This window comes from Vagococcus bubulae (assembly GCF_003950315.1).
Classification (GTDB): domain Bacteria; phylum Bacillota; class Bacilli; order Lactobacillales; family Vagococcaceae; genus Vagococcus; species Vagococcus bubulae.
On the sequence record NZ_NGJT01000027.1, the window covers coordinates 1 to 23457 of the forward strand.

General features: G+C 35.6%; 37 protein-coding genes and 1 pseudogene. 37 read left to right on the top strand and 1 reads right to left on the bottom strand.

Translation table 11 applies throughout. From position 1 onward, the window contains the following. Nucleotides 1–402: 402 nt before the first annotated feature. The 37 genes from rpsJ (at nt 403) to CBF36_RS10710 (ending at nt 23185) form a co-directional block, all read left to right on the top strand. Nucleotides 403–711, top strand: a complete 309-nt coding sequence (gene rpsJ / locus CBF36_RS10530) for a 30S ribosomal protein S10 (protein WP_071457767.1) — start codon at nt 403–405, stop codon at nt 709–711. Between the two features lie 24 nt (nt 712–735). Continuing rightward, nucleotides 736–1371 (top strand): 50S ribosomal protein L3, encoded by a 636-nt coding sequence (gene rplC / locus CBF36_RS10535; RefSeq protein ID WP_125958391.1) that lies wholly within the window; start codon nt 736–738, stop codon nt 1369–1371. A 23-nt stretch (nt 1372–1394) separates the two neighbouring features. Continuing rightward, entirely contained in the window at nt 1395–2018 is a 624-nt protein-coding gene (gene rplD, locus CBF36_RS10540) for a 50S ribosomal protein L4 (protein WP_117973952.1), read from the top strand. Continuing rightward, entirely contained in the window at nt 2018–2305 is a 288-nt protein-coding gene (rplW, locus tag CBF36_RS10545) for a 50S ribosomal protein L23 (RefSeq protein WP_117973950.1), read from the top strand. Before rplD ends, rplW begins: the two co-directional genes overlap by 1 nt. A gap of 33 nt (nt 2306–2338) precedes the next feature. After that, on the top strand, nt 2339–3172 hold the full coding sequence (gene rplB, locus CBF36_RS10550) for a 50S ribosomal protein L2 (protein ID WP_071457763.1): 834 nt from the start codon (nt 2339–2341) through the stop codon (nt 3170–3172). A 39-nt stretch (nt 3173–3211) separates the two neighbouring features. Next, nucleotides 3212–3490, top strand: a complete 279-nt coding sequence (gene rpsS, locus CBF36_RS10555; protein ID WP_071457762.1) for a 30S ribosomal protein S19 — start codon at nt 3212–3214, stop codon at nt 3488–3490. Nucleotides 3491–3509: 19 nt separating this feature from the next. Then, nucleotides 3510–3860: a 50S ribosomal protein L22 gene (gene rplV, locus CBF36_RS10560; protein ID WP_071457761.1), complete on the top strand. Its 351-nt coding sequence runs from the start codon at nt 3510–3512 to the stop codon at nt 3858–3860. 13 nt (nt 3861–3873) lie between these two features. Continuing rightward, nucleotides 3874–4530 (top strand): 30S ribosomal protein S3, encoded by a 657-nt coding sequence (gene rpsC, locus CBF36_RS10565; protein WP_071457760.1) that lies wholly within the window; start codon nt 3874–3876, stop codon nt 4528–4530. A 2-nt stretch (nt 4531–4532) separates the two neighbouring features. Then, complete coding sequence (gene rplP, locus CBF36_RS10570) at nt 4533–4967, top strand: 50S ribosomal protein L16 (RefSeq protein ID WP_071457759.1); 435 nt, start codon at nt 4533–4535, stop codon at nt 4965–4967. Next, nucleotides 4957–5148: a 50S ribosomal protein L29 gene (rpmC, locus tag CBF36_RS10575; RefSeq protein WP_071457758.1), complete on the top strand. Its 192-nt coding sequence runs from the start codon at nt 4957–4959 to the stop codon at nt 5146–5148. The genes rplP and rpmC overlap by 11 nt, the downstream gene beginning before the upstream one ends. A gap of 23 nt (nt 5149–5171) precedes the next feature. After that, nucleotides 5172–5438: a 30S ribosomal protein S17 gene (rpsQ, locus tag CBF36_RS10580; RefSeq protein ID WP_071457757.1), complete on the top strand. Its 267-nt coding sequence runs from the start codon at nt 5172–5174 to the stop codon at nt 5436–5438. A gap of 50 nt (nt 5439–5488) precedes the next feature. Beyond that, entirely contained in the window at nt 5489–5857 is a 369-nt protein-coding gene (gene rplN, locus CBF36_RS10585; protein ID WP_071457756.1) for a 50S ribosomal protein L14, read from the top strand. Nucleotides 5858–5891: 34 nt separating this feature from the next. Next, nucleotides 5892–6203 (top strand): 50S ribosomal protein L24, encoded by a 312-nt coding sequence (gene rplX / locus CBF36_RS10590; RefSeq protein WP_071457755.1) that lies wholly within the window; start codon nt 5892–5894, stop codon nt 6201–6203. 26 nt (nt 6204–6229) lie between these two features. Next, complete coding sequence (gene rplE / locus CBF36_RS10595; protein WP_071457754.1) at nt 6230–6769, top strand: 50S ribosomal protein L5; 540 nt, start codon at nt 6230–6232, stop codon at nt 6767–6769. Between the two features lie 18 nt (nt 6770–6787). Next, nucleotides 6788–6973 (top strand): type Z 30S ribosomal protein S14, encoded by a 186-nt coding sequence (locus tag CBF36_RS10600; RefSeq protein ID WP_016184192.1) that lies wholly within the window; start codon nt 6788–6790, stop codon nt 6971–6973. A 34-nt stretch (nt 6974–7007) separates the two neighbouring features. Then, entirely contained in the window at nt 7008–7406 is a 399-nt protein-coding gene (gene rpsH / locus CBF36_RS10605; RefSeq protein WP_071457753.1) for a 30S ribosomal protein S8, read from the top strand. Nucleotides 7407–7435: 29 nt separating this feature from the next. Continuing rightward, entirely contained in the window at nt 7436–7972 is a 537-nt protein-coding gene (gene rplF / locus CBF36_RS10610) for a 50S ribosomal protein L6 (RefSeq protein WP_125958392.1), read from the top strand. A gap of 25 nt (nt 7973–7997) precedes the next feature. Beyond that, nucleotides 7998–8354, top strand: coding sequence for a 50S ribosomal protein L18 (rplR, locus tag CBF36_RS10615; RefSeq protein ID WP_125958393.1), 357 nt, complete (start codon nt 7998–8000; stop codon nt 8352–8354). A 20-nt stretch (nt 8355–8374) separates the two neighbouring features. Continuing rightward, the gene (gene rpsE, locus CBF36_RS10620; RefSeq protein ID WP_071457750.1) at nt 8375–8875 is read left to right on the top strand and encodes a 30S ribosomal protein S5; all 501 of its coding nucleotides are present in this window, start codon (nt 8375–8377) and stop codon (nt 8873–8875) included. 12 nt (nt 8876–8887) lie between these two features. Next, on the top strand, nt 8888–9067 hold the full coding sequence (gene rpmD, locus CBF36_RS10625) for a 50S ribosomal protein L30 (RefSeq protein ID WP_117973938.1): 180 nt from the start codon (nt 8888–8890) through the stop codon (nt 9065–9067). A 43-nt stretch (nt 9068–9110) separates the two neighbouring features. Next, the gene (gene rplO / locus CBF36_RS10630) at nt 9111–9551 is read left to right on the top strand and encodes a 50S ribosomal protein L15 (RefSeq protein WP_125958394.1); all 441 of its coding nucleotides are present in this window, start codon (nt 9111–9113) and stop codon (nt 9549–9551) included. After that, the gene (gene secY, locus CBF36_RS10635) at nt 9551–10849 is read left to right on the top strand and encodes a preprotein translocase subunit SecY (RefSeq protein WP_125958395.1); all 1299 of its coding nucleotides are present in this window, start codon (nt 9551–9553) and stop codon (nt 10847–10849) included. The genes rplO and secY overlap by 1 nt, the downstream gene beginning before the upstream one ends. Nucleotides 10850–10905: 56 nt before the next feature. After that, nucleotides 10906–11559, top strand: coding sequence for an adenylate kinase (locus CBF36_RS10640; protein ID WP_117973932.1), 654 nt, complete (start codon nt 10906–10908; stop codon nt 11557–11559). A gap of 190 nt (nt 11560–11749) precedes the next feature. Beyond that, nucleotides 11750–11968: a translation initiation factor IF-1 gene (infA, locus tag CBF36_RS10645; protein WP_071457745.1), complete on the top strand. Its 219-nt coding sequence runs from the start codon at nt 11750–11752 to the stop codon at nt 11966–11968. A gap of 32 nt (nt 11969–12000) precedes the next feature. Then, complete coding sequence (rpmJ, locus tag CBF36_RS10650) at nt 12001–12114, top strand: 50S ribosomal protein L36 (protein ID WP_071457744.1); 114 nt, start codon at nt 12001–12003, stop codon at nt 12112–12114. Between the two features lie 17 nt (nt 12115–12131). Further along, complete coding sequence (gene rpsM / locus CBF36_RS10655; protein WP_071457743.1) at nt 12132–12497, top strand: 30S ribosomal protein S13; 366 nt, start codon at nt 12132–12134, stop codon at nt 12495–12497. Nucleotides 12498–12525: 28 nt separating this feature from the next. After that, a complete protein-coding gene (rpsK, locus tag CBF36_RS10660; protein ID WP_071457742.1) occupies nt 12526–12915 on the top strand; it encodes a 30S ribosomal protein S11 in 390 nt (129 codons plus the stop codon). A 77-nt stretch (nt 12916–12992) separates the two neighbouring features. Beyond that, entirely contained in the window at nt 12993–13931 is a 939-nt protein-coding gene (locus CBF36_RS10665) for a DNA-directed RNA polymerase subunit alpha (RefSeq protein ID WP_125958396.1), read from the top strand. 29 nt (nt 13932–13960) lie between these two features. Continuing rightward, the gene (gene rplQ / locus CBF36_RS10670) at nt 13961–14347 is read left to right on the top strand and encodes a 50S ribosomal protein L17 (protein WP_125958397.1); all 387 of its coding nucleotides are present in this window, start codon (nt 13961–13963) and stop codon (nt 14345–14347) included. A gap of 263 nt (nt 14348–14610) precedes the next feature. Beyond that, a complete protein-coding gene (locus tag CBF36_RS10675; RefSeq protein ID WP_125958398.1) occupies nt 14611–15450 on the top strand; it encodes an energy-coupling factor ABC transporter ATP-binding protein in 840 nt (279 codons plus the stop codon). Further along, complete coding sequence (locus tag CBF36_RS10680) at nt 15426–16304, top strand: energy-coupling factor ABC transporter ATP-binding protein (protein ID WP_125958399.1); 879 nt, start codon at nt 15426–15428, stop codon at nt 16302–16304. Before CBF36_RS10675 ends, CBF36_RS10680 begins: the two co-directional genes overlap by 25 nt. Further along, complete coding sequence (locus CBF36_RS10685) at nt 16294–17091, top strand: energy-coupling factor transporter transmembrane component T family protein (RefSeq protein ID WP_125958400.1); 798 nt, start codon at nt 16294–16296, stop codon at nt 17089–17091. The genes CBF36_RS10680 and CBF36_RS10685 overlap by 11 nt, the downstream gene beginning before the upstream one ends. Nucleotides 17092–17154: 63 nt before the next feature. Continuing rightward, nucleotides 17155–17919 carry a tRNA pseudouridine(38-40) synthase TruA gene (truA, locus tag CBF36_RS10690; RefSeq protein WP_125958401.1) on the top strand — a complete coding sequence of 255 codons (765 nt, stop codon included), beginning with the start codon at nt 17155–17157 and terminating at the stop codon, nt 17917–17919. Between the two features lie 128 nt (nt 17920–18047). After that, nucleotides 18048–18491, top strand: a complete 444-nt coding sequence (gene rplM / locus CBF36_RS10695) for a 50S ribosomal protein L13 (RefSeq protein WP_071457735.1) — start codon at nt 18048–18050, stop codon at nt 18489–18491. Between the two features lie 13 nt (nt 18492–18504). After that, the gene (gene rpsI / locus CBF36_RS10700; protein ID WP_071457734.1) at nt 18505–18897 is read left to right on the top strand and encodes a 30S ribosomal protein S9; all 393 of its coding nucleotides are present in this window, start codon (nt 18505–18507) and stop codon (nt 18895–18897) included. Between the two features lie 230 nt (nt 18898–19127). Continuing rightward, nucleotides 19128–21230, top strand: a complete 2103-nt coding sequence (locus CBF36_RS10705; RefSeq protein ID WP_125958402.1) for a Dam family site-specific DNA-(adenine-N6)-methyltransferase — start codon at nt 19128–19130, stop codon at nt 21228–21230. Next, nucleotides 21230–23185, top strand: a complete 1956-nt coding sequence (locus tag CBF36_RS10710; protein WP_125958403.1) for an AlwI family type II restriction endonuclease — start codon at nt 21230–21232, stop codon at nt 23183–23185. Before CBF36_RS10705 ends, CBF36_RS10710 begins: the two co-directional genes overlap by 1 nt. 146 nt (nt 23186–23331) lie before the next feature. Here the strand turns inward: CBF36_RS10710 and CBF36_RS10715 are convergent. Then, nucleotides 23332–23457, bottom strand: a pseudogene (locus tag CBF36_RS10715) (IS30 family transposase); the annotation flags it as partial.

A 23457-nucleotide genomic window follows, 5' to 3' on the forward strand; every position in this document is an offset into this window, starting at 1 on the left:
GAATCTTCCTTTCTAAAATTTGGTTTGGTCACTTTAATTTTACCTGGAAAATTCGTATGTTTCTTTTTTTATGTAAAAAAATAGATGCAGATGAATTTCTTCATCCACATCAAAAATTATACAGCCACAGTTTTCAAACTTTGCTATTTAAGGCATAAAATAAAAAAAATATCTAATAAGGTGAAAATAAAAAGAATTTAATGTAAAAAAGGGTTGCTTATAGCATTCTTTTTTAGTATAATTCTAGGGGTGCTGATAAAAAAGTATATTAGTACCTCGTATGAAAATACGGAGGCGTTGAATCGAGAGGTTGCGACACGCCAGGAAGCATTGCCATGGTGGCGTGTTGGATATTTTCGAGGAGCTATGTCTACTTTTAAAATAGGCGAAGGAGGGAACAAAATGGCAAAACAAAAAATTCGTATCCGTTTAAAAGCGTATGAACATCGTGTATTAGATCAGTCTGCAGAGAAAATTGTAGAAACAGCAAAAAGAACAGGTGCTGAGGTTTCTGGACCAATTCCATTACCAACTGACCGTTCAGTTTATACAGTAATCCGTGCGACACATAAATACAAAGATTCACGTGAACAATTCGAAATGCGTACTCACAAACGTTTAATTGATATTGTGAGCCCAACACCAAAAACAGTTGATGCTTTAATGAAGCTTGACTTACCAAGCGGTGTTAACATTGAAATTAAATTATAATAACTAAAAGATGGAGGTGTACTCATGACCAAAGGAATCTTAGGTAAAAAAGTAGGTATGACACAAATATTTACAGAAAACGGTGAATTAATCCCCGTAACAGTTATCGAAGCAACTCCAAACGTTGTTTTACAAGTTAAAACTGTTGAAACTGATGGATACGAAGCTATCCAAGTTGGTTTCCAAGATAAACGTGATATTTTGTCAAATAAACCTGCTAAGGGTCATGTTGCAAAAGCAAATACGACTCCTAAGCGCTTCATTAGAGAATTCAATGATGTTGAGCTAGGAGAATATGAAGTAGGTAAAGAAATCACAGTTGATGTTTTCCAAGCAGGAGACATTGTTGATGTCACAGGTACAACTAAAGGACACGGCTTCCAAGGTGCTATTAAGCGTCACGGACAATCTCGTGGACCTATGGCCCATGGTTCTAGATACCATCGCCGTCCAGGTTCAATGGGTGGAGCGTCTGATCCATCACGTGTATTTAAAGGCAAAAAACTTGCTGGACGTATGGGTGGAGATCGTGTAACGGTTCAAAACCTTGAAATCGTAAGAGTAGATACAGATAAAAATGTTATTTTAGTAAAAGGAAATGTTCCTGGAGCTAAAAAATCATTAATTGAAATTAAAACAGCTGTTAAGGCTGCTAAATAATTGTGGGAGAGGAGGAACTAAGAATGACATCTGTAGCATTATTTAAACAAGATGGAACTCAAAATGGCGAAATTGAATTAAATGAAGCTATTTTTGGTATCGAGCCAAACGAAAGTGTTGTCTACGATGCAATTATCATGCAACGTGCTTCTTTAAGACAAGGAACTCACGCTGTTAAAAATCGTAGCGCTGTACGCGGTGGTGGTCGTAAACCATGGCGTCAAAAAGGAACAGGTCGTGCGCGTCAAGGATCTATCCGCTCACCACAATGGCGTGGAGGTGGAGTTGTCTTTGGACCAACACCACGTTCTTACAGCTACAAATTACCTAAAAAAGTTCGTCGTTTAGCAATTAAATCTGTTTTATCAGAAAAAGTTGCTGAAAACAAACTAGTTGTTGTTGAAGGATTAGCTTTCGACGCACCAAAAACAAAAGAATTTAAACAAGTTTTAGCAAACTTAAGTGTTGACACTAAAGTTTTAGTAGTACTAGAAGGTGGCAATGATTTTGCTGCTTTATCAGGACGTAACTTACCAAACGTTTCTATTGTAGAATCAAATAACGTAAGCGTGCTTGATGTAGTCGCTGCTGACAAACTATTAGTAACTAAAACTGCTCTAACTCAAATAGAGGAGGTGCTTGCATAATGGAATTAATCGACGTAATTAAACGCCCAGTTATTACAGAAATGTCTGTAGCAGCTATGGACGAAAAAAAATACACGTTTGAAGTTGACGTAAGAGCCAACAAAACATTAGTTAAGCAAGCTGTAGAATCAGTTTTCGACGTTAAAGTTAAAAAAGTTAACATCATGAACGTAAAACCTAAACTTAAAAGAATGGGTAAACATGCTGGTTATACTAAAAAACGCCGTAAAGCGATTGTACAACTAACAGAAGATTCAAAAGAAATTCAAATTTTTGATGCTGAATAATTACAGCATCAACTAAAGTAGGAGGGAAATCACGTGGCGATTAAAAAGTATAAACCTACCACAAATGGTCGTCGTAACATGACTGGTTCTGATTTTGCTGAAATCACAACATCTAAACCAGAAAAAACGTTATTACAACCATTAAGTAAAAACGCTGGACGTAACAACCAAGGTAAAATTACTGTACGTCATCAAGCTGGTGGACACAAACGCCAATATCGTTTAATTGATTTTAAACGTAATAAAGATAATGTGGTTGGTACTGTAAAAACAGTTGAGTATGATCCAAACAGATCTGCTAACATTGCATTAATCCATTACACTGATGGTGTGAAGGCATATATCTTAGCACCAAAAGGCATCCAAGTAGGTGCACAAATTTCTTCAGGTCCAGATGCGGATATCAAAGTAGGGAATGCTCTACCATTGAACAATATCCCAGTTGGTACTGTTATCCATAACATTGAGTTAAAACCTGGTAAAGGTGGACAATTAATCCGTTCTGCTGGTACTAGCGCTCAAGTTTTAGGTAAAGAAGGTAAATATGTATTAGTTCGTTTGAATTCAGGAGAAGTTCGTATGATTTTAGGAACTTGTCGTGCAACAATCGGTACTGTAGGTAACGAACAACACGAATTAATTAACATTGGTAAAGCTGGTCGTAATCGCTGGTTAGGTAAACGTCCTACTGTACGTGGTAGCGTAATGAACCCTAACGATCACCCACACGGTGGTGGTGAAGGTAAAGCACCAATCGGACGTCCATCTCCAATGAGTCCATGGGGCAAACCAACACTTGGATATAAAACACGTAGCAAAAAAGCTAAATCAGATAAACTTATTGTACGTCGTCGTAAAACTAAATAATTTGATAGCTAAAACGAAATATGTGAGAGGAGGTTCACCATGGGTCGTAGCTTAAAAAAAGGACCTTTTGTCGATGAACACTTAATGAAAAAAGTGGAAGCACAAAAAGATCAACCGAAAAAGAAAGTAATTAAAACTTGGTCACGTCGTTCTACAATTTTTCCAAACTTTATAGGATATACTATCGCAGTATATGATGGAAGAAAACATGTTCCTGTTTACATCCAAGAAGACATGGTAGGCCATAAACTAGGTGAATTCGCACCAACAAGAACTTATCGCGGACACGCTGCTGACGATAAAAAAACAAATCGCTAATTGAGGGGAGGACACGAATATGTCAGAAGAAAGAATTACTTCAGCTAAAGCAACAGCTAAAACAATTCGCACTTCACCTCGTAAGACAAGACTTGTTGTTGACCTAATCAGAGGTAAACAAGTAGGAGAAGCAATTTCAATCTTGAAATTCTCACCTAACAAAGCAGCAGGTATTGTTGAAAAAGTGCTTATGTCAGCTATTGCTAACGCAGAAAACAACTTTGATTTAGATGTTGAAGATTTAGTAGTATCAGAAGTATTTGTAAATGAAGGACCAACAATGAAACGCTTCCGTCCTCGTGCAAAAGGATCTGCTTCACCTATCAACAAAAGAACAAGTCATATTACAGTAGTAGTATCAGAAAAATAAGGAGGGACAACCAGTGGGTCAAAAAATTAATCCAATTGGAATGCGTGTCGGCGTCATTCGTGACTGGGATGCGAAATGGTATGCAGAAAAAGAATACGCTGAATACCTGCATGAAGATTTGAACATTCGTAAATTCATTTCGACTAGATTGGCTGATGCTTCTGTTTCAACCATTGAAATCGAACGTGCTGCAAATCGCGTGAACGTTTCAATTCATACTGCTAAACCTGGTATGGTTATTGGTAAAGGCGGATCTGAAGTTGAAGCTTTACGTAAAGAATTAAACAAATTAACTGGTAAACGAGTTCACATCAACATCGTTGAAATCAAAAAACCAGACTTAGATGCTAAATTAGTAGCAGAAGGAATTGCACGTCAATTAGAAAACCGTGTAGCATTCCGTCGTGCTCAAAAACAAGCTATCCAACGTACAATGAGATCAGGTGCTCAAGGTATCAAAACTCTTGTATCTGGACGTTTAAATGGTGCTGATATGGCACGTTCTGAAGGTTATTCTGAAGGAACTGTTCCATTGCACACATTAAGAGCAGATATTGATTATGCTTGGGAAGAAGCAGATACAACATACGGAAAACTAGGAGTTAAAGTGTGGATTTATCGTGGAGAAATTCTTCCTGAAAAGAAAAACACTGAGAAAGGAGGGAAATAATCATGTTAGTACCTAAACGTGTAAAACACCGTCGTGAATTTAGAGGTAAAATGCGTGGTGAAGCTAAAGGTGGTAAAGAAATCGCATTTGGTGAATACGGCTTACAAGCTGTTGATTCTCATTGGATTACTAACCGTCAAATCGAAGCTGCCCGTATCGCAATGACTCGTCACATGAAACGTGGTGGGAAAGTATGGATTAAAATTTTCCCTCACAAATCATATACATCAAAAGCAATTGGTGTTCGTATGGGTTCTGGTAAAGGGGCTCCTGAAGGATGGGTTGCACCAGTAAAACGTGGAAAAATCATGTTTGAAGTTGCCGGCGTTCCTGAAGATGTAGCTCGTGAAGCATTAAGACTTGCTTCTAACAAGTTACCTATTAAAACAAAAATTGTAAAACGTGAAGAAATGGGTGGTGAATCGAATGAAGGTTAAAGATATCAGAGAGTTAACCACTACCGAAATGATCGCTAAAGAGAAAGAGTATAAAGAAGAACTTTTCAACTTACGTTTCCAATTAGCAACAGGTCAATTAGAAAACACAGCGCGAATTTCAGAAGTTCGTAAATCGATTGCACGCATCAAAACAGTTTTGCGTGAAGAAGCTGCTAAGTAATAGTGGAAGGAGGCCATTGATAGATGACTCAAGAAAGAAATGAACGTAAAGTTTACACTGGACGCGTAGTTTCCGATAAAATGGATAAAACTATCGTTGTTGTAGTAGAAACAAAGAAAACTCATAAGATTTATGGTAAGAGAGTTAAATACTCTAAGAAATATAAAGCTCATGATGAAAACAATGTAGCAAAAACGGGAGACATCGTTAAAATTATGGAAACTCGTCCATTGTCTGCGACAAAACGCTTCCGTTTATTAGAAGTTGTAGAAGAAGCAGTAATTATTTAATTCGAATTTTCCCATAGAGAAACCTGAAAGTTTGAAAGGAGGATACTCAAGTGATCCAACAAGAAAGTCGTATGAAAGTTGCTGACAACTCAGGAGCTCGTGAAGTACTTACAATTAAAGTACTTGGTGGTTCTGGTCGTAAAACAGCAAATATCGGTGACGTTGTGGTTTGTACGGTTAAACAAGCAACACCAGGTGGAGTTGTTAAAAAAGGCGAAGTAGTTAAAGCTGTTATCGTTCGTACAAAATCAGGAGCTCGTCGTAGTGACGGTTCTTATATCAAATTTGATGAAAATGCATGTGTGATTATTCGTGATGACAAGAGCCCACGTGGTACTCGTATCTTTGGGCCAGTTGCTCGTGAATTACGTGACAACAACTTTATGAAAATAGTCTCACTAGCACCAGAAGTGTTATAATACATACTCATGTTTAAAGGAGGTGCGAAACAAGATGTTCGTTAAAAAAGGCGATAAAGTAAAAGTTATCTCAGGTAAAGATAAAAATAAAGAGGGAATCGTACTCCAAGCATTTCCGAAGAAAGATCGCGTCATCGTTGAAGGTGTTAACATTATGAAAAAACACCAAAAACCTAGCGCGACAGCTCCACAAGGTGGAATTATCGAAATGGAGGCATCTATTCACGTTTCTAATGTAATGGTGGTTGATCCATCTAATGGTGAACCAACACGTGTAGGATACAAAGAAGTAGATGGCAAAAAAGTACGTGTTTCTAAGAAAACTGGAGAAGTTTTAGATAAATAAGAATATCAGGAAGGAGGCAATGTTGAATGAACCGCCTAAAAGAAAAGTATCTTAATGAAGTAACACCATCATTGGTGGAAAAATTTAATTACTCTTCTGTTATGCAAACACCTAAAGTTGATAAAATCGTTATTAACATGGGTGTTGGTGATGCAGTATCAAATAGTAAAAACTTAGATAAAGCTGTTGAAGAACTTGCTTTAATCTCTGGACAAAAACCAATTATTACAAAAGCTAAAAAATCTATCGCTGGTTTCCGTTTACGTGAAGGAATGCCAATCGGATGTAAAGTAACTTTACGTGGAGAAAGAATGTACGAATTTTTAGATAAATTAGTATCTGTCTCTTTACCTCGTGTACGTGACTTCCATGGTATCAGCAAAAAATCATTTGACGGACGTGGAAATTACACTTTAGGTGTAAAAGAACAATTAATTTTCCCTGAAGTTGATTACGATTTAGTAGATAAAGTTCGAGGAATGGACATTGTTATTGTTACAACAGCTAATACTGATGAGGAAGCTCGTGAGTTATTAGGTCAACTTGGAATGCCATTCCAAAAATAATTTAAGGAGGCGAACTACGTGGCTAAAAAATCAATGATTGCTAAAAATAAACGCCCAGCAAAATTCTCAACTCAAGAATACACTCGTTGTGAACGTTGTGGACGTCCACATTCAGTTTATCGCAAATTTAAACTTTGCCGTATTTGCTTCCGTGAACTTGCCTATAAAGGACAAATTCCCGGCGTGAAGAAAGCAAGCTGGTAAAAAAAGTAAACCGCAAAAGGAGGTAAAGGACTCAATGGTGATGACAGATCCAATTGCAGACTTCTTAACTCGTATTCGTAATGCGAATATCGTAAAACACGAATCATTAGAAGTGCCTGCATCAACAATCAAACTTGAAATCGCAAAAATCTTACAACGTGAAGGTTTTGTGCGTGAAGTAGAATTCATCGAAGATGACAAACAAGGAATCATCCGTGTTTTCTTAAAATATGGTAAAAACGACGAACGCGTTATTACTAACTTAAAACGTATCTCTAAACCAGGTTTACGTGTTTATGTAAAAGCTGATGAAGTACCTAAAGTATTAAATGGTTTAGGTATAGCTATTATCTCAACTTCAGAAGGTATCTTAACTGATAAAGAAGCAAGAGAGCGTAACACTGGTGGAGAAGTACTAGCATACGTTTGGTAAAAAATTATTAATCAAGGAGGTGGCCTAGAGTGAGTCGTATCGGAAATAAACCAGTCGTAGTTCCTGCAGGTGTTACAGTAACACAATCAGGAAACACTGTTACGGTTAAAGGTCCAAAAGGTGAATTAACTCGTGAGTTTTCACCAAATATTACGTTAAACATTTCAGAAGGTGAAGTTGTCTTAACTCGTCCTGATGATACTAAAGAAAACAAAACCTTACATGGTACAATGCGTGCTAACTTAAACAACATGGTTGTTGGTGTTAGTGAAGGGTTTGAAAAAGCTCTTGAACTAATCGGGGTTGGTTACCGTGCTCAATTACAAGGTAAAAAACTTGTTTTAAACGTTGGATATTCACATCCAGTTGAGTTTGAAACACCAGAAGGCATCACAATTGAAGTTCCTTCAAACACACAAATTATTGTTAAAGGATCTAACAAAGAAGTTGTTGGAGAACTTTCAGCAAACATTCGTGGAGTACGTCCTCCTGAACCTTATAAAGGTAAAGGTATTCGCTATGTTGGCGAACACGTAAGACGTAAAGAAGGTAAAACTGGTAAATAACAAATAAATTAATGAGGTGACAAGTGTGATTTCAAAACCAGATAAAAATAAAGTGCGCCAAAAGAGACATCAACGCGTACGTAGTAAAATCTCTGGTACTGCCGAGTGCCCACGCTTGAACGTATTCCGTTCTAACAAAAACATCTACGCTCAATTAATTGATGACGTAGCGGGTGTGACACTTGCAAGTGCCTCTACTGTTGATAAAGATATCACAGGAGAAAACAAAACTGAAGCAGCTACAGCTGTAGGAGCTTCAATCGCTAAAAAAGCAACAGAAAAAGGTATTAAAGAAGTAGTCTTTGACCGTGGTGGATACCTTTACCATGGACGTGTAGCTGCATTAGCTGAAGCAGCACGTGAAAATGGACTAGAATTTTAGGAAAAGGAGGAACACCATTCATGGCTAATTTAGATGCTAGACAATTCGACTTAGAAGACCGCGTAGTAGCTATTAACCGCGTATCTAAAGTTGTTAAAGGTGGACGTCGTCTACGCTTTGCTGCTTTAGTAGTAGTTGGAGATAGAAATGGTCACGTTGGATTTGGTACTGGTAAAGCTCAAGAAGTACCTGAAGCAATTCGTAAAGCAGTAGAAGATGCTAAGAAAAACTTAATCGAAGTACCAATGGTAGGCTCAACAATTCCTCACGAAGTGATTGGATCATTCTGTGGTGGACGTATCCTTATGAAACCTGCTGTAGCCGGTTCTGGGGTTGCTGCTGGTGGACCAGTACGTGCCGTCCTTGAGTTAGCGGGTATTTCTGATATTACAAGTAAATCTTTAGGATCAAACACACCTGTCAACGTTGTTCGCGCAACTGTTGAAGGATTAAGTAGACTAAAACGTGCAGAAGAAGTGGCTGAACTTAGAGGCATTTCTGTTGACGAACTAATCGGATAAGGGGGACCAAAAATGAGCGAATTAAAAATTACTTTAAAACGTAGTATCATTGGACGTCCTCAAAATCAACGTGATACAGTGAAAGCTTTAGGCTTGAAAAAAACTAATTCTACAGTTGTTAAACCAAACAACGAAGCAATTAAAGGAATGGTAAACACTATATCACATTTAGTGGACGTTGAAGAAATTTAAGTGTAATTTGTAGGTAGACTATTTTTAAGGAGGTGCCGAATATATGAAACTTCATGAGTTACATCCGGCAGAAGGATCAAGACATGTACGTAATCGTGTAGGTCGTGGATCATCATCTGGTAACGGTAAAACATCAGGTCGTGGACAAAAAGGTCAAAAATCACGTTCAGGTGGTGGTGTACGTTTAGGATTTGAAGGGGGACAAACTCCTTTATTCCGTCGTTTACCAAAACGTGGATTTACTAACATTAACCGTAAAGATTATGCAGTAATCAACTTAGACGTGTTAAATCGTTTTGAAGATGGTACTGAAGTAACACCAACTACTTTAATTGAAGCAGGAATCGTTAAAAACGAAAAATCAGGAATCAAAGTTTTAGGTAATGGTGAATTAACTAAAAAACTTACTGTGAAAGCAGCTAAATTTTCTGAATCTGCAAAATCTGCAATTGAAGCAGCTGGTGGGTCAGTTGAGGTGATCTAATGTTTAAGCTGTTGAAGGATTCGTTTAAGATAGAAAATATTCGTAATAAGATATTTTTTACACTTTTCATTCTCTTCGCGTTTAGAGTTGGAGCACACATTACAGTACCTGGTGTTGACGCAAAAGCACTGACAAATCTGAATGATTTGGCATTGATGGCGATGTTCAACACGGTCAGTGGTAATGCCATGGAGAGATTCTCATTGTTCGCAATGGGAGTATCGCCATACATTACTGCATCTATTATTGTTCAATTACTTCAAATGGATATTGTGCCAAAATTTGTTGAGTGGTCAAAACAAGGTGAGGTAGGTCGTCGTAAATTAAATCAGGCAACGCGTTATATTACGCTTGTGTTAGGTTTTGTTCAATCGATTGCTATCACAGCTGGTTTTAACATGTATGCAAATGCTGGTCTTGTGAAAAGTCCAAGTGTATTTACGTATGTAAGTATCGGAATCATCTTAACAGCTGGTACCATGTTAGTTACTTGGATGGGGGAGCAAATATCTGAAAAAGGAATTGGAAATGGTGTCTCAATGATTATCTTTGCTGGGATTATCGCAAGATTCCCATCAAGTATTAAAGAAATCTATGTAGACTATTTTGTCAATATTGATAAATCTGATATGTGGAAATCTGTATTATTCATACTTGCTTTAATTATTGCTATTCTTTTAGTAGTGGTTATGGTAACGTATGTGCAACAAGCAGAAAGAAAGATACCAATTCAATATACAAAACGCGTAGCTGGCGCACCACAAAGTAGCTATTTACCATTAAAAGTAAATGCAGCAGGAGTTATTCCTGTTATCTTTGCCAGCTCAATTATTGCAACACCACAAGCTATTTTAACTGCCTTTAAAACAACACAAGGTGGTAAAACTTGGTTTGATGTGTTGACAACATTGTTTGATTATTCAACTATCCCAGGTGGAATACTTTATACCATTATGATTGTTGCTTTTACATTCTTCTATGCCTTTGTTCAGGTTAATCCTGAGAAAGTTGCTGAGAATTTGCAGAAGCAAGGAAGTTATATTCCAAGTGTACGACCTGGCCAAGAAACAGAAAAATTCATTTCGTCTTTATTAATGAGATTAAGTGTTGTTGGATCTGTCTTCTTAGGATTAGTGGCAATTCTACCAATTATTGCACAAAATATTTGGGGCTTACCTCAATCAATTGGATTGGGAGGAACAAGTTTACTGATTGTCATTAGTGTGGCTCTTGAAACGAATAAACAGCTTGAAGGGTTATTGTTGAAGCGTCAGTACACTGGTTTTATCAGAGAGTAAGAGTGTGTGTTGGGGTTTTACCTCAGCACTTTTCTCGAACTTAAGGAGGAAAACAAATGAATCTCATCCTAATGGGGTTGCCAGGAGCAGGTAAAGGTACTCAAGCGGAAAGAATCGTCGATGTTTATGAAATCCCACATATTTCTACTGGAGATATGTTCCGTGAAGCAATGAAGAATGAAACACCTCTTGGTAAAGAAGCAAAATCTTATATCGATAAAGGTGAATTAGTTCCAGATTCTGTGACAAACGGGATTGTAAAAGATCGTTTATCACAAGCTGATACAGAAAAAGGATTTTTATTAGATGGATTTCCTCGTACACTAGCTCAAGCAGAAGAATTAGATACAATTTTAGAGGAGTTAGGTAAAAAAGTAGATGATGTTCTAAACATCCATGTAGCAGAAGATGTGTTAGTTGACCGTCTTGCTGGTCGTATCATTTGTAGAAGTTGTGGCGCAACATATCACAAAACAAACAATCCACCAAAAGTGGAAGGTACTTGTGATCGTTGTGGTAGTCATGATTTTTATCAAAGAGAAGATGACAAGCCTGAGACAGTTAAGAATCGTCTAGAAGTTAACATTAAAAATAGCGAACCAATTTTAGCGTATTACCAAGATAAAGGTGTGTTACACACTATTGATGGAGATCGTGATATTGATGCTGTTTTTGAAGATGTGAAATCAATCATAGATAAAGCCAATTAGATCGCTCATCTAGTTATCGATTTATTCTATGTCACTCACTATTTCTTACCTGCGTTTTTTCATTGAATTAGCGTTGGTATCTTTTCTTTGTGTGGCTTTTATGCTATAATACAAAAGTTGAAAAGAAATAGGTGTGAGTACTATTTTTGTCAATTGTCAGATGCAAACACTGTATAAGGAGGTACTAGTTGTGGCGAAAGAAGATATGATTGAAATCGAAGGTACAGTCGTCGAAACTTTGCCGAATGCAATGTTTAAAGTTGAATTAGAAAATGGCCATGTTATTTTGGCTCACGTATCAGGAAAGATCAGAATGCATTACATTCGTATTTTACCTGGTGACAAAGTAACTGTTGAGTTATCTCCATATGATTTAACTCGCGGTCGTATTACTTACCGCTTTAAATAATTGTACTCCGTAAAATTCAAGGAGGTATAATCATGAAAGTAAGACCATCAGTAAAACCAATTTGTGAAAAATGCAAAATAATTCGTCGTAAAGGTCGAGTTATGGTTATCTGTGAAAACCCAAAACATAAACAACGTCAAGGATAAAGGAGGTGTAACGAATAATGGCTCGTATTGCAGGTGTAGATATTCCTCGTGATAAACGTGTTGTTATTTCGCTTACTTACATTTACGGTATTGGAAAGAAAACTTCTCAAGAAATCTTAAAAGAAGCAGGAGTTTCTGAAGATATTCGTGTGCGCGATTTAACTAACGAACAAACTGATAGCATCCGTGCTGCAGTAGATAAATTAAAAGTTGAAGGTGACTTACGTCGTGAAGTGAACTTAAACATCAAACGTTTGATGGAAATTGGTTCATACAGAGGTATGCGTCATCGTCGTGGTTTGCCAACTCGTGGTCAAAACACAAAAAACAATGCTCGTACTAGAAAAGGCCCAGCTCGTTCAATCGCTGGCAAGAAAAAATAAGATTAGAGTGAAGGAGGTTTAAAGCTTCATGGTAGCAAAAAAAGTTTCAAGAAAACGCCGAGTGAAAAAAAATATTGAAGCAGGTGTGGCACATATCCACTCTACTTTCAATAATACAATCGTAATGTTAACTGACGTACATGGAAATGCAATTGCATGGTCATCTGCAGGTTCATTAGGATTTAAAGGTAGTAAAAAAGCAACTCCATTCGCAGCTCAAATGGCAGCTGAAACTGCAGCAAAAGCAGCTATGGAACATGGCTTGAAAACTGTTGACGTAACTGTAAAAGGACCTGGTTCTGGTCGTGAAGCAGCTATTCGTTCATTACAAGCAACAGGATTAGAAGTGACAGCAATTCGTGACGTTACTCCAGTTCCACATAATGGATGTCGCCCTCCAAAACGCCGTCGTGTTTAGTGAGAGTTTATTCATTGGATAGGAATTATAGCGACATTGAACAAGACACTTTCGTTTTGAAAGGGGTATAGACAAGAATGATTGAATTTGAGAAACCAAGAATCACAAAAATCGATGAAGATAGAGATTATGGCAAGTTCGTCATCGAACCGCTTGAAAGAGGATATGGAACGACTTTAGGGAATTCCCTACGCCGTATTTTATTATCGTCTCTACCAGGGGCTGCCATCACTAATTTACAAATCGATGGTGTGTTGCATGAATTTTCAACTGTCAAAGGTGTACGTGAGGATGTCACTCAAATTATTCTAAATATCAAGGGATTGGCTTTAAAGTTATACACTGATGAAGAAAAGACTCTTGAGATTGATATAACTGGACCAGCTGACGTTACTGCTGGAGATATTCTTACTGACAGTGATGTTGAAATTATGAATAAAGATTTATTCATTTGTAGCGTTGCTGAAGGTGCGACTTTCCGTGCAAGCTTAACTGTTAAGCCAGGACGTGGTTATGTACAAGCAGAAGAAAATAAAAGTGAAGATATGCCTATTGGTGTATTACCAGTGGATTCTATCTACACGCCAGTTAATCGTGTAAACTATCAAGTAGAAAATACACGTGTTGGGCGTCGTGATGATTACGACAAACTAACTTTAGATGTCTGGACAGATGGATCTATCGCTCCACAAGAAGCTATCAGTTTATCTGCTAAAATCTTGACTGAGCATTTAGATATTTTTGTTAACTTGACTGATGAAGCGAAAAATGCCGAAATCATGATTGAAAAAGAAGAAACACAAAAAGAAAAAATGTTAGAAACAACAATCGAAGAGCTTGATTTATCAGTTCGTTCTTATAACTGTTTGAAACGCGCAGGCATCAATACATTACAAGAATTAACCAATAAATCAGAAGCAGAAATGATTAAAGTTCGTAACTTAGGCCGTAAGTCACTTGAAGAAGTAAAAGCTAAATTAGCTGATCTTTCTCTAGGATTACGCCAAGAGGACTAATCTAAACCGATTAAAGGAGGGAACACGACGTGAGTTATCGTAAATTAGGTCGCACAAGCAGCCAACGAAAAGCAATGTTACGTGATTTAACAACTGATTTAATTATCAATGAACGCATTGAGACAACTGAAGCTCGTGCAAAAGAAATCCGTTCAACAACTGAAAAAATGATTACTTTAGGTAAACGTGGGGATCTTCATGCTCGTCGTCAAGCAGCAGCATTCGTAAGAAATGAATACTTAGAAGCTCGTTTAGACGAAAATGAAGAAACTATCATTGAAGAAAGTGCTTTACAAAAATTATTCAATGACTTAGGACCTCGTTATGCTGACCGTCAAGGTGGTTACACACGTATCCTTAAAAAAGGACAACGCCGTGGAGACGCAGCACCAATGGTTATCATTGAACTTGTTTAATTTTGATAATTGCATCACTTTATAGATGATCTTTTTAGAGTGTTATGATGTTGGAGAGTTTTCTCCGAGTCTAGCTCGGTGCGGTCCTCTGTCTTTTGAGATAGAGGACTTGCGCTCATCATATAAAGTGCTTTTTTTATATCATCATTTATGATAAATGGTTATTATACATAAAAATGTTTCTTTGTATCCTCAAAAAGTTTGGGTTTAGAAAGAAGCATTTTTTAAAAATTAAAATGACGTTATTTAAGGAAGGCAGTAAAATGAAAAATCCCTTAATTGAATTAAATAATATATCCTTCCAATATTATGGACAGGAACATAAAGCATTGAATGATGTGTCACTTACCATTAATAAAGGTGAATGGGTAGCGTTAATTGGTCATAATGGATCAGGTAAGTCTACTTTAGCAAAAACTATTAATGGTTTAATATCACCGGAATCTGGCGAAATAAAAGTAAATGGTGAATTATTAACAGAAGAAAATATTTGGGACATTCGTAAGATGGTTGGTATGGTTTTTCAAAATCCAGATAATCAGTTTGTCGGCTCAACAGTTGAAGATGATGTGGCTTTTGGTTTAGAAAATCAAGGGATACCTCGTGATGAAATGATTGTAAGGGTCAACAACGCGCTTGAGAGAGTTCGTATGTCTGATTTCAAGATAAAAGAGCCAGCTAGATTATCTGGTGGACAAAAGCAACGTGTCGCCATTGCAGGGGTGATTGCATTAGCTCCTGACGTGATTATTTTAGATGAGGCAACCTCCATGCTTGATCCACAAGGTAGACAAGATGTAATTGAAACAATTCGCGCTTTAAAAGAGGAAACAAATTTAACAGTTATCTCGATTACACATGATATTGATGAGGCAGCTTATGCCAATCGTGTTCTTGTGATGAAGCAAGGTGAGATTATTCATGAGGGAACACCAGAAGAAATATTTTCTCATGGTGAAGCATTAATTGGTATGGGATTAGATATCCCATTTCCTGAAAAATTAAAAGCTTCTTTACGTAAAAAAGGAATTGACGTACCAAATGAGTATTTGACAAGGGAAGGAATGGTGGAATGGCTATGGACATACGGTTTGAGAAAGTAGATTTTACGTATCAACCTAATAGCCCATTTGAGCAACGTGTTTTGTTTGATATCAATTTAGACATTCCAAGTAATAGCTACAGTGCGATTGTTGGTCATACTGGTAGTGGAAAATCAACCTTGTTGCAACATTTGAATGCGTTACTGAAACCTACAAGTGGGAAAGTATTTATTGGAGATAGAGAGATTACACCTGAGACAAGTAATAAAAACTTGAAGCCAATTCGTAAAAAAGTAGGAATTGTGTTCCAATTTCCAGAGTCGCAATTATTTGATGAAACAGTTGCTTTGGATATAGCCTTTGGACCAAAGAATTTTGGTGTGTCAGAAGAAGAGAGTACACGTTTAGCTAGTGAGATGTTAGAACTTGTTGGACTAGACGATAGTTACCTTGAGCGTTCCCCATTCGATCTTTCAGGAGGGCAAATGCGACGTGTGGCCATTGCGGGAGTTTTGGCAATGGAGCCTGAAGTGTTGATCTTAGACGAACCAACAGCTGGACTAGATCCTAAAGGTAGAAAAGATATGATGGATATGTTCTATAGGTTACATAAAGAAAAAGGTATTGGCATCATATTAGTAACACATTTGATGGATGACGTAGCTGAATATGCTGACTTTATGGTCGTTTTAGAAAAAGGAAAAATTCAAAAACAAGGACATCCACGTGATATTTTTAATGATGTAGAATGGTTACGTGAAAAACAATTAGGCGTTCCAACAGCGACAGAATTTGCTTTTGATTTAATGGCAAAGGGCATGGAATTTAGTCGCTTGCCACTAACTGCAGAAGAATTATCTGAAGAGCTTTTACCGATACTTGAGAAAAGGCAGGTGCTTTCAGATGATGAATAAATTGATTTTAGGTCGATATATACCAGGTGACTCATTGGTTCATCGTATGGACCCCCGAGCTAAGTTATTAGCGAGTTTTTATTTTATTGGGATTATTTTTATTTGTAATAACTTCTTATCGTTTGGTGTGATGTTTGCTTTTACGCTGTTTTGTATTTGGTTATCACAAATTAAATTAAGTTTCTTTCTTAAAGGTGTTAAGCCATTATTATGGTTAATTTTATTTACAGTTGGGTTGCAAATCCTCTTTACACGAGGGGGACATGTTTACTTTGAGTGGGGTTGGATAAGCATTAGTCAATTTGGTTTGGTTAATGGGTTCTTTATCTTTACTCGTTTTGTGTTGATTATTTTTATGTCGACACTTTTGACGCTAACCACACCGCCATTGTCATTATCAGATGCGATTGAATATTTGCTTAGACCATTGGAAAAAGTAAAGTTTCCAGCACATGAGATTTCGTTGATGTTGTCTATTGCGTTGCGTTTTGTGCCAACGTTGATGGATGAAACAGAAAAAATCATGAATGCGCAACGTGCTCGTGGGGTCGATTTTGGCGAAGGAAACTTAATGGATAAGATGAAAGCTATTGTCCCACTTTTAATTCCATTATTCGTCAGCAGTTTTAACCGAGCAGAAGAGTTAGCGATTGCGATGGAAGCACGTGGTTATCGTGGTGGCGAAGGCCGTACGAAATATCGTGTCCTAAACTGGGATAAAACCGATACATTAGCTATGTTATCATTTGTCATATTGACGATTGTACTAGTATTAGTTAGAAATTAAAACACAAAAAGCGAGGACTTGTGCCTCGTTTTTTCATTGGAAAAAATGAAGGAGATAAAGTGAATGACAAGATATAAAGCCATTATTAGTTATGATGGAACAAATTATGCTGGTTTTCAGATTCAACCAAATGCTGTTACTATCCAGGAGGTCATAGAAGCCACTCTAAAGAGACTAAACAGTGGAAAGCCTGTGACAATCCATCCGTCTGGTAGAACGGACTCAGGGGTTCATGCAGTCGGTCAGGTGATTCATTTTGATTTGCCACAAAAACGAGATGTTGAAAAATTACGTTTTGCCTTAGATACTCAAACGCCAGAGGATATTAGCATTTTATCTATTGAAGAAGTGCCAGAAGATTTTCATGCAAGATATCTAGCGACTGGAAAAGAGTACCACTATCATGTTGATACAGGCAAATCTCCTAATCCATTTAAACGGTTGTATGCAGCACACTTCCGCTATGAGCTCGATTTAGAGTCTATGAGACGTGCTGCTCGCTTTATTGAAGGAGAACATGACTTTAGTGTATTTTGCGCGACAGGGAGTTCTGTGGAAGATAAGACACGAACTGTTTACAGCGTGACAATAGAAGAAGTAGGTGAAGATGAATTATTATTTGTGTTTAAAGGAAATGGATTTTTATATAAAATGGTTCGTATGCTTGTCGGGACGTTATTAAAAATAGGGAATGGTCAACTGCCAGAAGACGCTATACAACGTGCCCTAGCGAACCAAGACAAGAAAATGACAGGACCAACTGCTCAACCTGAGGGGTTATTTTTAATGAAAGTTGATTATAACGGCGAGAAAAAGTGTCATAAATAATGTGAATTTTGTTGACATATCAACAAAATAAGGATAATATGGTTAGTGGTATTGTTTGCCCCACGATGAGCCCCGGAAACTTATTGTGTTATGTCAAACAACAGAAGAAAATTGGAGGAAAAACACCCATGCGTACAACATATATGGCCAAAAATGGCGAAGTAGATCGTAAATGGTATGTAGTGGATGCAACAGATGTTCCTTTAGGACGTCTATCAACAGTTGTAGCATCTATCTTACGTGGAAAAAATAAACCAACATTCACACCACATGTGGATACTGGTGATTATGTAATTGTAATTAATGCTGATAAAGTAAAATTAACTGGTAAAAAAGCAACTGACAAAGTATATTACCGTCACAGCCAACATCCAGGTGGTTTGAAATCTATCACTGCTGGTGAACTACGTGATAAAAACTCTCGTCGTTTAGTTGAAAATTCTATCAAAGGTATGTTACCAAAGAATACTTTAGGACGTAAACAATGGTCTAAATTATTCGTTTATGGTGGAAGCGAACATCAACAACAAGCTCAAAAACCAGAAGTATTAGACATTACAAACCTAATTTAAGGAGGAAAATAGATTGGCTAAAGTACAATATATCGGCACAGGCCGTCGTAAAAAATCTGTTGCTCGCGTACGCTTAGTACCTGGAACAGGTAAAGTAGTAATGAACAACAAAGACATCGAAGAATATATTCCACATGCTGATTTACGTGAAGTAATTATGCAACCTCTTGTTTTAACTGAAACAAAAGGCGCATATGACGTTTTCGTAAACGTTAATGGTGGTGGATATGCAGGACAATCTGGCGCAACTCGTCATGGTATTGCTCGTGCATTATTACAAGTAGATCCTGACTTCCGTGGAGCTCTTAAACGTGAAGGATTATTAACACGTGACGCTCGTATGGTTGAACGTAAAAAACCAGGTCTTAAAAAAGCTCGTAAAGCATCACAATTCTCAAAACGTTAATTCGTTTTTATACAGAATATCAAAACACTCTCCAATTTTGGAGGGTGTTTTTTTGTATTTTTAAAGTTATAAAATAAAAAGTGTAGACGTATTTATTACTTGACAGACATATTTATGTAACAACCAATTTTGAATTAATCTTTTTAAATTTAATATATGAAAGTAATTAATTACTTATTATTGAAGATATGATAGAATTATAATAACTGTAAAGAGAGAGTGATGCCTAAATGATGACAACACATGAATTAATGGAAAAGTACGATGTTTCACGACAAACTGTAAATAATTGGGTCCGTAAGAATATAATTCCTACACCTAGTATTAAAAAAGGACGACAAAATGCTTGGAATTTTAAACAAATTGAACTTATTGAGAAGAAAATGAAAGAAAATCATAATGAGCAGTTAGAGTTGTTCAAAACAGAATCAACTCATCTTCGTATAAATAATAGAAGGTATTTAGGAAGCAAGCAGAAAATACTTGACTTTATTAATGGAGTTGTATCAGAACATACGACTAATGTACAGTCTGTTGCAGATGTTTTTGGTGGAACAGGTGTAGTAGCTGATTTGTTTAATAAACAAAATAAAAAAATAATAATTAATGATATTCTTACGAGTAATTATATTTCTTATCAAACGTGGTTTGGCAATATGACAGTTGATGAAAAAAAAATTACCATAAAGATTAAGGAACTCAATAATCTTGAAGGAATACATGGTTACGTCACAGAAAATTTTGGAAATAAATACTTTTCAGTAGAGAACGCTAAAAAAATTGATGCAATTCGTGAAAAAATTGAAACATATGATGATGTAAACGAACGTGAGAAAGCATTTCTTTTAACATCTTTATTATATGCAATGGATAAAGTAGCAAATACCGTAGGCCATTTTGACGCATATAGGAAAAAAATGAATAGTTTTAAACCACTGTGTTTAAGAATACCAGAGTTCAATAAAAATTTTGGAAATGAAATTTATAACGAAGACGCAAATCAGTTAGTCAGAAAAATAAAAACAGATTTGGTATATATTGATACACCGTATAATTCTAGAGGTTACGAGAGTGCCTATCATGTTTTAGAAAATGTCATGGAATGGAATAAGCCAGATGTTGAGGGAGTGGCTATGAAAGCAGTTAATAGGGCTGAAAAATCATCCGCATATACCAAATCAAAAGCCCCACAGGCATTTGATGATTTGATTCAAAATATTAATGCACGATATATCTTAGTTTCATATAATAATATGGCTCAAAAAGGAAATTCACGCTCAAATGCAAAGATTTCTAATGAAGAAATTATTTCTATATTAAAGAAACGTGGTAATGTAGAGGTTTTTTCAATCGATTTCAATGCTTTTACAACGGGAAAATCTAATATTGAAAATCATAAGGAGTTATTGTACCTTTGTACAGTTGATGATGAAGTAATTCACTCACCACTGAATTACACAGGAGGAAAGCAAAAATTGATTCCACAATTAAAACCATATTTTCCATCAAACTATACACGATTAGTTGATTTGTTTTCTGGTGGGGGAAGTATTACTGCAAACCTGATTAAAAATGGTCAGGCCGAGAGTTATCTTATGAATGATATTGAAACTCATGTAATTGATTTTTATGAGTATCTATCATCTATAGATGTGGAGGATTTCATTAATATGGTTGAATTGAAAATAAGTGAATATGGCTTATCTAATACGAAAAGAAATGGGTATGAATATTATTCTACTAGTAGTGCTAGTGGTTTAAGTTTATATAATAAAGAAAAATTTTTAAAATTAAGAAAAGATTATAACAATTCACCGTCACCATTGTTATTTTACTTGTTAGTTGTCTTTGGTTTCAATAATCAGATTCGATTTAATTCAAGAGGTGAGTATAATCTCCCCGTTGGTAAACGGGATTTTAACCAAAAAATGGAAGAAAAATTACGCAAGTTTTCAAAAGTAATTAAAAAAGCACAGATTGAATACTCTTCGAAAGATTTTCGCGAGGTTAGTGTATATACAGGAGATTTTATTTATGCAGACCCCCCGTATCTTATCACAACAGCAACTTATAATGAAAATGGAGGATGGTCTGAAAAAGAAGAACGGGATTTATACGAATATCTGGATAAGGCAAATGAAAAAAATATAAAATTTGCCCTTTCAAATGTAATAGTTCATAAAGGAAAAGAAAATGAAGTTCTTAAAAACTGGGCTTCAAAATATAATGTGTACATTTTGAAACATGATTATAATAATAGCAACTATCAATCGACAGCGAAAAAAAGTAAAACAGTTGAGGTTTTGGTTACAAATTATGAGAGGTATTTATAATGAAGCTTACAAAAACTGCTGAAACTTTTAACTTAGGTGATACTAGTTTTAGAAGAAAAACATTAATAGACGATTATAAAACTTTACTGCCGTATCTTCAAGAGACCAATTTGGAATTTAATGAATGGAATAATACTGCACAAGCAGAATTTTATAATAAAATTTTGACTGAGACAGATTTATTTTCTAGGAATACCGATGAAGATTTTGCCAAAAGAGGAAGAACTCTAACCAATGCTTTAGTAAAAATTGGATTAACAAATTCTCAACGGAGGCTCTCAAGAGTTGCAAACAATTGGATAAATGAAAAAACATTGAGTATGAATAATGTGGAGCGAGCATTAGGAATTGATTCGAATAATTTGTTATTTACTCGTCAACTATTAAAATTACGTGTTTATCATTCAAATAAATTGAATTATTTTTATCCTTTTCGTGTTGCATTAGGATTAGTTATAAAGTATCGAAATATACCTCAACAAGATTTTTTAACATTAATTCATTTGATTCAACCGTCATTTGATAATCAACAAATAAAAGAGATAATTAACAGTTATCAAAGTGTTAATGATAATAACGAAATTTTCTCAGATTTTTTAGATCGAACTTTTCCAGAAACTGGAAGTAGATTAACAGCTGATGAGCTTTTTTCAAAAGAACAATTGAATCGAAAAGAATTTGATTTATTATTTGTAAATAGAAAGTCATCAGAAACACAGGATTTATATTTTGAATTTGTAAAAAGATTATTGACTTTTAAAACTAATAAGAATGTTGATACTTTAAAAGAATTACTTGATGTGAGTTCTGATGATAAATTAACAAAAGCGTTTGGATTTGGAAAAGCAATTTTTACTACAACTAAATTTATGAAATCGAAAAATATCCAAGATTTTTTATATGAAAACGCAGATAATGAATTATTATCAGAAAACAATAAATTAATTTATAATCAATTTGTACTTTCTAAAAAAGATGATGTTGTGAGAGAATATAGAGATATGACGAAACGGACATTTAATTTGTCTGGATTATTAGATTTTAATATGGGTCTAGTGAACTCTACTAATCAAGATATTGCTTCAATAATTTTTAGCTCTATGAATTTTTCTGGTATTGAAAGTTATACTGATTATGAAGAGAACTTAGATTATTTATTCTATCAAGAATTAAGAATAACAGATATATTAGATTTAGATGAATCTGTTATTTTAGAATCCGTTCAAAAACTTCTTGGAATCAATGATATTTCACAAATGGAAAGTGTTGTTTTAACACAAAAAGAAAATAAATTTAGAAGATTTATAGCAGAAAATTTTCCAAGAGAGAAAATAATGGAACTTCTACCTCTATTTTCGGTAAGAGAAGATGAAAGAATTAAGACTGAAGTATCAGAATTGGCTACGATACCAACGATTTACGAGTATATTGTTGCTATTGCATGGTTTTATATTTCTAAAGAAGAATTTTTTATTACAAAGAGCTTGAATTTGACATTAGATGGTGAAATGCGCCCATTGTCTCATGCCGCTGGTGGAGTAGGTGACATTGTTATTGACTATGAAGATCTTACATTAATGCTTGAAGTTACTCTTATGAATGCTCGTGCTCAAAAAAGAGGTGAGTGGGAACCTGTTTTACGTCATGCAACTAATTTGACAGTGGATAAATTTGACAAAAATGTTATCACTTTATTTATTGCTGATGAGTTGGATGATAACACTATAAATATTTGGCGAGCAGTTGCAAGTGTTCCATTAAGGTCATCAAACAAAGATGAAATTGCTGATTTAGTTAAAATTTTTCCCTTGGAGAATCAAAAATTACTAAATATGCTTAAAAATAATATGGATGAACGAAAATTGTTAAGAGCAATTGACGAATCATACGCAGAGCTTGCAGGAAGTTTTGATTTAAGTTGGAGAGATAAAATTTTTGTTGAATCTAATATGTAAATTAAGGTTCAGTCATTAGCAATAGATAATCAATGATAGTTTATAAAATTTCCATTCTGATGACTTGCGATAAAGATAAATTTCTCAAAAGTAATCCGTATTTTTAAATAATAAATAGTTTAGATAAGCGTATAAAGTATCTCAATATTTAAACTATTTTCGATATCTATTGCTCGTCTGCCTATTGGTTTTAACGTAATAATCACTTTCGATAGTCTTTCAACGAGTGTGATAACAGCACTTTTATGGTCTTTTCCAACAATTGTGTCACC